Here is an 11,515-nt window from a genome sequence, read left to right as displayed (position 1 = left end):
ATCAAACAGTACGTCTTATTTTGCGTTTTTTATAGTTTTGCCCCCTGAAGGATGGTTAAATTTATTTGTGATCTAATCCTGAAGAATAAAAAACAAGTTGCTTCTTTGTGTCAAACGAATCTTGTGGAAAGCGATTTATTTTAGTTGCTATGGAAAATAATCCACGTAATTTTTCCTACATTAAAAAGAGTAATTAAAAATTGAATACTTTATAGCTTGATGAAGGTAGCTTGTTTTTCATATTATAAAAAAAGAGGAGTTCAGACCAATCTCCTAAATACTGAACGAGTTTAAGCTCAAATAAACCTAATTTTTTGAGTTCATCACAAAAGAGATGCTAGGTAAATCACAAAGGAATTAGAGCCCCTTTATACTACTATAGAAGTAGCTTTGTTCGAGTATACTTGGAGTATCCTAGGAGTATACTTGGTAAAAAGGCCTTTTTGTCGAAGGAATGTCGAAGCAAACTCAAAGAAAACTCAAAGAAAACCCTTAGTAATGTTCAAGGAAGTATGATCCTATCCTTTAGTTTCTACTATTTAAAGTTTGTTTAAAACAAAAAAACCACGCCTAGGCGTGGTTTTCATTTATACGATATAATAGTGACGATTATTTCTCAATCGTTTGATATACTTTTAATGCTTCTTTCAACACTTCAGCAGAGCGAATCAAATCTTCTTTCTTCAAGACATACGCCATACGCGCTTCGTTCAATCCAACACCTGGTGTAGAATAGAACCCTGCAGCAGGAGCAATCATAACTGTATCTCCATTTAAGTCAAATTCTTCTAACAACCATTTTGCAAAAGCATCCGCATCTTTTACTGGAAATTTAGCTACACAGTAAAATGATCCATTCGGAACCGTTACAAAAACACCGTCAATCTCTTGTAGCGCTTTAATGAAAACATCACGACGCTCTCTGTATTCTGTGATTACTTCATCAAAATACGATTGTGGCGTATCTAAAGCTGCTTCTGCTGCAATTTGCTCAAATGTAGGAGGAGAAAGGCGCGCTTGTGCAAATTTCATTGCTGCATCCATTACCTCTTTATTTTTAGAAACAATACAACCAATACGAGCTCCACACATACTATAACGTTTCGAAACAGAATCAATCATAATTGCGTTATTCGCCAACTCTGGCATACTCATTACAGAAATATGTTTGAATCCATCATAAGCAAATTCGCGGTACACTTCATCAGCAATTAAAAACAAATCGTGTTTGATTACCAAAGCCGCTAATTGCTTCATTTCTTCTTCTGAATACAAATAACCTGTTGGGTTTCCAGGATTACAGATTAAGATTGCTTTTGTTTTTGGTGTAATTAACTTTTCAAACTCTGCAATAGCAGGTAAAGCAAAACCTGTATCAATGGTTGACATTACCGGAACAATGTTCACCCCATTTGAAATTGAGAATCCATTGTAGTTCGCATAGAATGGCTCTGGAATGATAATTTCATCTCCTGGATCCATGGTGCTACCTAAAGCAAACATTAATGCTTCTGATCCACCTGTTGTGATGATGATATCTTGAGCATTTACATCAATTTGATGCGCTTGATAATACTTCGCTAATTTAATTCTATAGCTTTCAAAACCTGCAGAATGGCTGTACTCAAGTACTTTTATATCTGCATCTTTTACCGCTTGTAAAGCATCTACTGGAGTTTTAATATCGGGTTGACCAATGTTTAAATGATAAACATGATGTCCTTTTTGTTTCGCCTTTTCAGCAAAAGGAACCAATTTTCTAATCGGAGACTCAGGCATATGGATGCCTTTTTGAGAGATTTTTGGCATGGTTAATTTTTTATTAATTCACTAAATAGCGACCAAACCTTGTTGATTTTTTAATCATCGATCAAATGAGGTAAAGATCTTTGCAAATTTAGATTTTTTTACGCATAAAAAAAGTTATTTTCATTCCTAAATAATAAGTTAAATATACAGGTTTGCTGGGCATTTTGGTTATTTTTGTTCCATTATAAAAACAACGTATCAACAACTCATGGATAAAAAAATCATATCTTTTTTTTCCTCAACCCGATTAATGGCTGTTCTTTTCATCGTATTTGCAGTAGCCCTTGCCCTGGGAACTTTTATTGAGGATCGCTACAACACGACAACCGCTCGGATTCTTATCTACAATACCAAATGGTTTGAGTTAATCATGTTGATTTTCCTAATCAACTTTATTGGAAACATCAAACGTTATCGTTTACTATCCAAAGAAAAATGGTCCACTTTTATGCTGCATGCTGCCTTCATCTTGATTATGATTGGGGCTTTTATCACGCGATACATCAGCTTTGAAGGGATGATGCCTATTCGCGAAGGAGAAACAGCGGACAGTATCTTTTCAGACAAAACCTTCTTAACGGTTATGGCTGATGGAGAATACGAAGGAGAAACCAGAAGACGTACATTTGAAATGAACCAATACTTTTCACAAGTAACCGACAACCATTTCAAAATGAAAAAAGACTTCAACGGAATTCCTTTTGAAGTTGAATATAAAGACTTTATCATGGCTGCGGAAGAAGTGATTGAAGCAGATCCCAATGGTACAAACTTCTTAAAACTAGTAGAATCTGGAGATGGTGAACGCCACGAACACTACCTAGAAGAAGGAAAAGTAGCAAGCATTCACGGCGTTTTATTTAGTTATAACGTTCCTACGGATGGAGCAATCAATATTTCTACTGAAAATGGCGAGTTCTTTATTGACTCTCCTTTTACAGGAAATTACATGAAAATGGCAGATCAATCGACAGGAGATGTAGCTGCTAATGAAAAACAACCTTTAAACTTCCGTTCACTTTACACGATGGCAGGTACTCAATTTGTACTACCTGAACTGCCAATGAAAGGAAAAACAAAAGTAGTTTCTAACGGTAATTTTAAAGACCTACAAACTGCTGATGCGCTTATTGTTACTGTGCGTTCTCAAGGACTTGAAAAAGAAGTAATCTTGAAAGGAAAAGCAGGTAGAATGGGTGAACCTCAAGCAATTCAATTGGGTGATTTAGAGTTTACTTTACTCTATGGTAGTAAAGTTTATACCACACCTTTCCAAGTGCGTTTGAATAAATTTATCGCAGATAAATACCCAGGTACAGAAAAGAGTTATTCTGCTTTCGAAAGTCAAGTAACTGTTTTAGATGGTGAAAACTCTTTTGATGCACGTATTTATATGAACAATATTTTAGATTATCAAGGATACCGTTTCTTCCAAGCGCAATTTGACCCGGATGAAAAAGGGACTATCCTATCTGTAAACCACGATTTCTGGGGAACTTGGATCACGTATATCGGATATTTCTTCTTATACGTAGGTTTAATTTGGATTTTATTTGACAAAAACTCGCGTTTTGCTGACTTAAAACGCAAATTAAATAAAGTAAGAGACAAAAAAGCGTCGATGTTGACTCTACTTGTTCTTTTATTCTCTGTTGGAGCTTCAGCTCAACACATGCATGCACCTGAAAAACCAAGCGCTGCTGTTATTGATTCAATCATACACGCCAATACAATAAGCAAAGAACACGCAGCTAAATTCGGTTCTTTGGTAATTCAAGATTACGGTGGACGTATGAAACCAATCAATACCTTCTCTTCTGAATTATTGAGAAAGGTTTATAAAAAAGAAAATTACCAAGGATTAACTCCGGATCAAGTCTTCTTATCTATTACGCAATTTACTGTTGCACAACAAATGGAAGGCGCTCCAAACTTTTGGTATTTTGCTCCTATCATTGAATTACAAAGAGGAAACGATAAAATTACAGAAATTTTAGGTTTACCTAAGGGTACAAAACATGCTTCATTTGTTGATTTCTTTGATGAAAATGGCAATTACAAAATTGTAAAATACGTAGACGAGGCCAACCACGCGAGCGTGAAAAATAAATTCCAAACTGATTTCTTGGATTTGGATGGTAAAGTAGCTTTATTAAATGCGGCTTTTACAGGAAGAATGTTAGCCATCTTCCCGATTCCAAAACACGATAACGATAAATGGATTTCTCCTTTAGAGTTAAACGAATCAGGTATGACGGGTATGGATTCTACTTTTACAAAGAATATCCTCTCTCGTATGTATGTTCCTGCTTTATTTGAAGCGAAACGTACAAGTGATTACACAAAGGCAGAAGAATACTTAGAACACATCAATACGTTCCAGCATTCGTATGGTAAAAACGTAATGCCATCAGACAGTAAAATCAAATTTGAAATTTTATACAACCAATACGATATTTTCAAAACGTTGTATAAATACTATATGATAGTTGCGCTTTTCTCTTTCATATTTATCATTTGGACGATTTTAAAACCAAATAAATTTGCGAGTAAAGCGATCAAAGTTGGTCATTGGTTAACCCTTGCCTTATTTGTTATCCACACGTTAGGTTTAGCGGTACGTTGGTATGTTTCAGGACACGCTCCTTGGAGTGATGCGTATGAATCAGTAATCTATGTTGCTTGGGCAACTACTCTATTCGGATTGTATTTCGGTAAGAAATCAGAGTTAACCATTGCTTCAACAGCTTTCGTTACGGGAATGATTTTATGGGCTGCCCATTTAAACTATATGGACCCTGCAATTTCAAACTTACAACCTGTATTAGACTCTTACTGGTTAATTATCCACGTTGCGATTATTGTAGCGAGTTATGGTCCATTTACACTGGGAATGATTCTAGGGATTGTTGCATTAATCTTGATGATCTTAACCAACAGCAAGAACAAAAAGAAAATGGATTTAAACATCAAGGAATTAACCTATATCAATGAAATGGCACTTACTGTTGGTTTAGTGCTCTTGACAATAGGAAACTTCTTAGGTGGTCAGTGGGCCAACGAAAGCTGGGGACGCTACTGGGGATGGGATCCAAAAGAAACATGGGCATTGATCAGTATTATGGTATATGCTTTTGTTATCCATGCTCGTTTAGTTCCAGCAATGCGCGGTACGTGGATTTACAACGTATTTAGTATTCTTGCTTACTACGCGATTATGATGACGTATTTTGGAGTAAACTTCTACTTAAGCGGATTACACTCATACGCATCAGGTGATAAAGTAATTACACCAACAATCATTTGGTGGTCTATTGGATTTGTAAGTGTAATCAGTATATTATCTTTCATTCAATACAGAAAACATTTAAAGAAATAATTTTATTTCTAAACATAAAAGAAAGCCTATTACCGCTCGGTAATAGGCTTTTTTATTTTCCCTCTCTCCTATTTCTCTCCTAAATTGTAATTTTCTCCTTATCCTTCTCTTTCGATTCAGTATAAGAAAAAAACTCCAAAAAAACGAAGTACATTAACCTAACAATAGACCAAACTCTTCAAAATACTAGGTTATATCACACACCTTTCCTTACAGGTATAGACGCTCTTAGATAAATTTGTTAAAAATACTTAACTTGTATTTTATTTTATAAAATTTTTAAAATTAACTTACACATTAATTCCTTATTTCACATAAAAACAAAAATAAAACAAAGCATAATATGTAATTCAATCAACAATTTATCCTTATTGGCATACCTTTTGTTTATCTACCTGAAAATAGCAGGATAAAGAAGTTCTAATCGAATTCTAATCTAGTTTTAATATCCTATTAATGCGACTCCAAAGTCCCTATAATATGAGGAATGTAATTTTGAACCATAAATTATGAGCAAGATGTTTAGACGTGTACTAACCTTATCTATTTTAGTTCTTTCTACGTGTATTTCACAAGCACAAGAAAAAAAGCAAGCACTAAAATTGAGCAAAGAAGAAATAGAGACTTTATTTCTAGAACAAAATTTAGATCTATTGGCTAAAAAATTGGAAATCTCTCAAGCGGAAGCCCAATTGATTCAGGCTAGATTATGGCCGAATCCTACTTTTGAAATTTCAGAAGTCAATGTATGGCGCACCACAGATATTGAAGAGCAACCCATTATCTTCGGTAATTGGGGAACTTCCCAGCAAATTTCTCTTCACCTTGAACAGGAAATAGAAACTGCAGGAAAAAGACGCAAGCGCATTGATCTTCAAAAATTGAGTATTGAAGAACGCCAAACGGATTTTGAAATCGTTTTACGCGAATCCAAACTTTCCTTGCGCAATACCTTAACGTCCATTCAAGTTTTACAACAACAGCAAGAGATTTACCAAAAACAAATTGACAATACCAACCTCTTGATTACAGGTTATAAAAATCAGCTGAACCAAGGGAATATTAGTCAAAGTGAATATATCCGATTAAAAGCAGCTCAATTGCAATTCAAAAAAGAATTAGTTGATGTTTCGAAGGAATTGGAAGAGGCTTTGAAGGAATTGAAAAATTTCATCAACATTGGAACCAATACACCGATTTACGTTACTAATGAGCTAGAAATACCTACTAAACTGGTTAGTGAACTACAAATTGAAGATTGGATTATTCACGCCCAAGAGAATAGACCTGATATCATGCTCAACGACAACCTCATCAATCAAGCAAAAAAACAGGTAGAGATTGAAAAAGCTGAGCGTACACCCAATATCACACTAGGGGTTGATTATGATCGAGGTGGAAATATTATGCGCGATTTTGTTGGTTTCGGACTGTCATTTGATCTTCCCATATTTGACCGCAACAAAGGCAACATCAAAGAAGCAAAACTAGGGGTTCAAATCGCAGAGTTAGAGGCCCAAAACAAGAAGAATGAAATTAGCAATGACATCATAGAAGCCTTGAGAAACTATACACAAGCACAAGACTTATACAACCAAATTGATGCTGATTATGAACTTCAACTAGATAGACTACTGGAGGCTTATGTCAAAAACTTCCAGAAAAAGAACGTCAGCATGATTGAGTATTTAGATTTTGTAGAAGCTTATGTGGACAACAAAAATATTCTACTCGAAACTAAAAAGGAATTAAACGAACAACTAGAAAATTTACAATTCGCTATTGGAAAAGATATTTAATATGAAAAGCATCAAAACATTCTCAAAACATACTATTGGCTATGCTGTTTTAGCTGCATTGACCTTATCGGCTTGTAAACAACAAGAAGTAGCACCACAAGCCCAAGATTCTTATTGTATTCCAGAAGAAATTGGCAAAGGCTTAAACTTTGCTAAAGTTACACAACGTCCCATTCAACGAACAATGAGTTTAAATGGAACGGTGGAATACAACCAAGATAAGACCATCCCTTTTTACAGTTTAGTAGAAGGAATTGTGGTAAGTGCTAAATTTTCACTAGGTGATTTCGTCAAAAAAGGACAATTATTAGCCGAAATTAGAAGTACAGATTTAAACGAATTCAAAACAGAGTTACGTGCAACAGAAGCAGAATTAAAAGTAGCTAAACGCGAATTAGAATCGGTTTCATCCATGTATCAAGATGGTATTTCTTCTCAAAAAGAATTACTAGAAGCGGAAGAAGACGTACAGGTATTGGAAAGTAAATTGCGATCAGCAAAAAGCAATTTATCCATGTTCAATGGTCAGAATAAAGAAGGAATATATCAAATCATTGCTCCACAAGATGGTTATATCGTAACCAAAAGCATTGTAACAGGGATGACAATCACCGACACGGATGAGCCATTATTTACCATTGCCAATTTAAACGATGTATGGATTTTAGCCAATGTTTATGCGACTTCCATGCGTTATGTCAACCTTAATGCAGAAGTACAAGTGAGTACACTTGCCTATCCCGATGAAAAGTTTAAAGGGCACATATCTAATATTTCACAGGTATTTGATGCAGAAGAGCGTGTATTGAAAGCGCGTATTGTGTTAAACAATCACGAGATGAAATTGCGTCCTGGTATGTCTGCAGAAATTCATTTATTGATTGATGACAATCAAGGAGAGGCTTTAGCGGTACCGAATAATGCCATCATTTTTGACAACAATCAGAATTATGTTGTTGTGTATCAGGATAAATGTCACCAAGAAATTCGCCAAATCACGCCGCTAACTAAAAACCAAGAATACACCTACATTCAAGGCGGTGTACAAGAAGGAGAAACGGTGATTACCACCAATGAATTATTAATTTACGAGCAATTAAACAATCACTTGTAATCCAAAAGAGAAGTAAAACATGCAAAAATTTGTCAAAAATATTGTAGCCTTTTCCCTCAAAAACACGTTCATCGTTCTTTTTGGCGTACTGTTATTGTTGTTTGGTGGAATTTATAGCTACATCCACACGCCTATTGAAGCCTTTCCTGATGTAACCAATACCCGTGCGCGTATTATTACACAATGGCCTGGGCGTAGTGCTGAAGAAATAGAAAAATTTATTACCCTACCGATTTCGAAAGAGATGAATACGATTCCCAATAAAGCGGAAGTTCGTTCCATTTCACTTTTTGGATTATCTGTAGTTACAGTTATATTCAATGATGAAATCGATGATTTCTATGCGCAGCAATATGCATCAAACCGCATGGGAAACGTCAACCTACCCGATGGTGCTGATTTCGAAATTGAACCACCATCTGGAGCAACTGGCGAGATCTTTCGCTATATTATCCAAAGTGACTTACCGATTAAAGAAGTTACCTCCATACAAGATTGGGTAGTTGAAAGAGAATTATTAGCTGTACCTGGTGTAGCTGATGTAGTGAGTTTCGGTGGAGAAGAAAAGATATTCGAAATTCAGATTAACCCAACGGAATTAGTCAATTATGGCCTATCTCCATTGGATGTTTATGAAGCAGTAGAAAAGAGCAACATCAACGTAGGAGGTGATGTGATTCAACGCGGTGATCAAGCTTATGTAGTTCGCGGTGTAGGATTATTGGACAATGTAGAAGACATCGAAAACATCCTCATCGAGGTAAAAGGCAATACGCCTATTTTAGTTAAACACGTAGCTAAGGTAGAAATCAATGCTAAACCACGATTAGGACAAGTTGGATATCAAGACGAAAACGACGTGGTTCAAGGAATTGTCGTGATGTTACGCGGTGAAAACCCAAGTGAAGTGATCACCAACCTCAAAGCAAAAATCGACGACTTAAACGACCGTATTTTACCGAAAAATGTAAAAATCGTACCGATTATTGACCGTACTGATTTAGTCAATACAACCGTTCATACGGTAACTAAAAACTTAATTGAAGGGGTTTTATTGGTATCCGTTATTGTATTTATCTTTTTATACAATTGGCGTACCACTTTTATTGTAGCAACTGTTATTCCTTTGTCTTTCTTGTTTGCTATCATCATGCTAAAAATCCAAGGATTACCAGCCAACTTAATCTCTATGGGGGCTTTAGACTTTGGTTTACTCTTGGAAGGAACGCTGGTGATTGTTGAACATGTCTTTGTTGGACTGGAGAAGAAAGCCCAAGTTGTTGGTATGAAGCGCTTCAATAAGATGTCTAAATTAGGAACCATTCGAAAAAGTGCGAGCAGCGTAGCGGGGTATATTTTCTTTGCTCTTTTAATTCTAATCGTAGCCTTGATGCCTATTTTCTCTTTTGAAAAAGTAGAAGGTAAAATGTTCTCACCACTTGCATTTACACTAGGATATGCGTTATTAGGTTCTTTAATCTTAAGCTTAACCTACGTGCCTGCCATGTGTAAGCTCCTTTTAACGAAGAATATTGAAGAAAAAGAAAACTTCGTTTCTAGATTCTTTAAAAACTCTATTTACAAAATGTTCAACTGGAGTTTTTATCACAAAAAACTAACGTTTGCCTTATTTGGTTTAATCTTAGTTGTTTGTGGGGTGCGTTTTCACTACTATGGTTCTGAATTCTTACCGAAACTAAATGAAGGGGCCATCTATATTCGCGCTACTTTACCGAGTAGTATCAACTTGAATGAATCGGTTCGTTTAGCCAACGAGATGAAAGGCATCTTACGCGATTTTGAGGAAGTAAAATTTGTATTAACTCAAACAGGTCGTCCAAATGATGGAACGGATCCAACGGGATTCTTTAATATTGAATTTCACACCCAACTAAAACCTGAAAGCGAATGGAAACGCTCCATTTCTAAAGATAAGTTACTGGAAGAAATGCGTATTGCCTTAGAGAAATACCCCGGAATTAACTTTGGGTTTAGTCAACCAATTCAAGATAACGTAGAGGAATATGTAGCTGGTGTGAAGAGTTCTTTGGTTATTAAAATATTTGGCGACAATCTTTTTGATTTAGAAAAATACGCCACTCAAGTAGCTAAAAGTATCAAAGATGTACCCGGAGTTACCGATTTGAATATATTCAAAAATATTGGTCTTCCTGAATTGCGCATCTCTTTGAGCGATTCTAAAATGGCAAAATACGCTGTTACAACGGCAGATGCACAAGCTGTAATTGCGATGACCATTGGTGGTCAGGCAGCAACAACTTTCTATGAAAACGAACGTATGTTTGATGTTGTCCTGCGTTTTGACAAGGATTACCGTGACTCTGCAGAGAAAATTGGAGATATTCTAATTCCGAGTTTAGATGGTAAACAAGTGCCTTTAAAAGAGATTGCAACGATTGATTATCATACAGGGCCTGCATTTATCTATCGCGAAGGAAATAGCCGCTATATTGGTATTGGTTTCAGTATCGAAGGTCGTGATTTAGGTAGTACAATTGCAGAAGCCAAAGCAAAAGTGGAAAAAGAAGTGCAATTACCTGCAATCAATAAAATGGAATGGGCAGGAGAATTTGAAAGTAAGGAAAGAGCGGCGAAACAGTTAATTTTGGTTGTTCCGGTTTCTTTAGTACTGATCTTAATCTTGCTATACTTCAATTTCGGCAATGTAAAAGATACCGCAATTGCTTCCTTAACCCTACCTTTTGCCTTTATTGGTGGATTTATTTCACTATGGGTAACGGGTACAACGTTTGGAATCTCAGCAGGTATTGGGTTTATTATTCTATTTGGGGTATCGACCATTGATGGTATTGTCCTCATTGGGGTAATGAAAGAAAACCTCAAGAAGCGAATGTCTTTGGAAGATGCTATTCGCGATGGAGTAAAAAGCCGTATTCGCCCGGTTATCATGATTGCTCTTATGGGGTCTATGGGATTACTTCCTGCGGCATTATCTAATGGTATGGGATCTGAAATTCAAAAACCTTTAGCAATTATGATTGTTGGAGGATTAATCATCGGAATGATACTAGCTTTTACTATTTTGCCTCAAGTGTTTTATTGGGCGTATAGAAATAAGAGAAATGAGTGATGGGGTTATGGGTTACGGGTTATGGGATTATGGGTTACGGGTTATGAGGTTACGGGTTATGAGGTTACGGGTTATGAGGTTATGGGTTATGAGGTAATTGGGGAATGCGTGATAACTGATAACTAATAACCCATAACTGATAACCCATAACTAATAACCGATAACTGTAAACAAAAAAAAAGGATGACTTGCGATTGCAAGTCATCCTTTTTTTAGTCTATGATTTACGATTCTTGTCTGTATATTACCTTGAGGAACGAAAGGTCGCCTCCTAAACTTCTATACATTTTATCGGTTATTGG

At 36.0% G+C, this 11,515-nt stretch carries 5 protein-coding genes; 4 read left to right on the top strand and 1 reads right to left on the bottom strand.

Annotation, left to right across the window (positions count from 1 at the left end; translation table 11 throughout):
- Window positions 1-609 precede the first annotated feature (609 nt).
- The gene (locus tag M2306_RS02015; protein ID WP_115090960.1) at window positions 610-1,809 is read right to left on the bottom strand and encodes a pyridoxal phosphate-dependent aminotransferase; all 1,200 of its coding nucleotides are present in this window, start codon (window positions 1,807-1,809) and stop codon (window positions 610-612) included.
- A gap of 208 nt (window positions 1,810-2,017) precedes the next feature.
- On the opposite strand from M2306_RS02015, the gene M2306_RS02010 reads away from it, so the two are divergent.
- The 4 genes from M2306_RS02010 to M2306_RS01995 all read left to right on the top strand — a co-directional run bounded on the left by M2306_RS02010 (window position 2,018) and on the right by M2306_RS01995 (window position 11,213).
- Window positions 2,018-5,188 (top strand): cytochrome c biogenesis protein CcsA, encoded by a 3,171-nt coding sequence (locus M2306_RS02010; protein ID WP_259189035.1) that lies wholly within the window; start codon window positions 2,018-2,020, stop codon window positions 5,186-5,188.
- Window positions 5,189-5,697: 509 nt separating this feature from the next.
- Entirely contained in the window at window positions 5,698-6,987 is a 1,290-nt protein-coding gene (locus tag M2306_RS02005; protein ID WP_259189036.1) for a TolC family protein, read from the top strand.
- Window position 6,988: 1 nt separating this feature from the next.
- Window positions 6,989-8,101 (top strand): efflux RND transporter periplasmic adaptor subunit, encoded by a 1,113-nt coding sequence (locus M2306_RS02000; RefSeq protein ID WP_115090966.1) that lies wholly within the window; start codon window positions 6,989-6,991, stop codon window positions 8,099-8,101.
- Window positions 8,102-8,120: 19 nt separating this feature from the next.
- Window positions 8,121-11,213, top strand: coding sequence for an efflux RND transporter permease subunit (locus M2306_RS01995; RefSeq protein WP_259189037.1), 3,093 nt, complete (start codon window positions 8,121-8,123; stop codon window positions 11,211-11,213).
- Window positions 11,214-11,515 lie beyond the last annotated feature (302 nt).

The organism is Myroides gitamensis (assembly GCF_029894455.1).
GTDB classification, from domain to species: Bacteria; Bacteroidota; Bacteroidia; order Flavobacteriales; family Flavobacteriaceae; genus Flavobacterium; species Flavobacterium odoratum.
The sequence above is the reverse complement of the archived record's forward strand: the minus strand, read 5'-3'. Positions and strand labels throughout refer to the sequence as shown.

What these genes read in the sequence shown, in the direction of transcription:
- M2306_RS02015 (WP_115090960.1), bottom strand. Translation starts at nt 1,809, where the DNA reads ATGCCAAAAATCTCTCAAAAAGGCATCCATATGCCTGAGTCTCCGATT.
- M2306_RS02010 (WP_259189035.1), top strand. Translation starts at nt 2,018, where the DNA reads ATGGATAAAAAAATCATATCTTTTTTTTCCTCAACCCGATTAATGGCT.
- M2306_RS02005 (WP_259189036.1), top strand. Translation starts at nt 5,698, where the DNA reads ATGAGCAAGATGTTTAGACGTGTACTAACCTTATCTATTTTAGTTCTT.
- M2306_RS02000 (WP_115090966.1), top strand. Translation starts at nt 6,989, where the DNA reads ATGAAAAGCATCAAAACATTCTCAAAACATACTATTGGCTATGCTGTT.
- M2306_RS01995 (WP_259189037.1), top strand. Translation starts at nt 8,121, where the DNA reads ATGCAAAAATTTGTCAAAAATATTGTAGCCTTTTCCCTCAAAAACACG.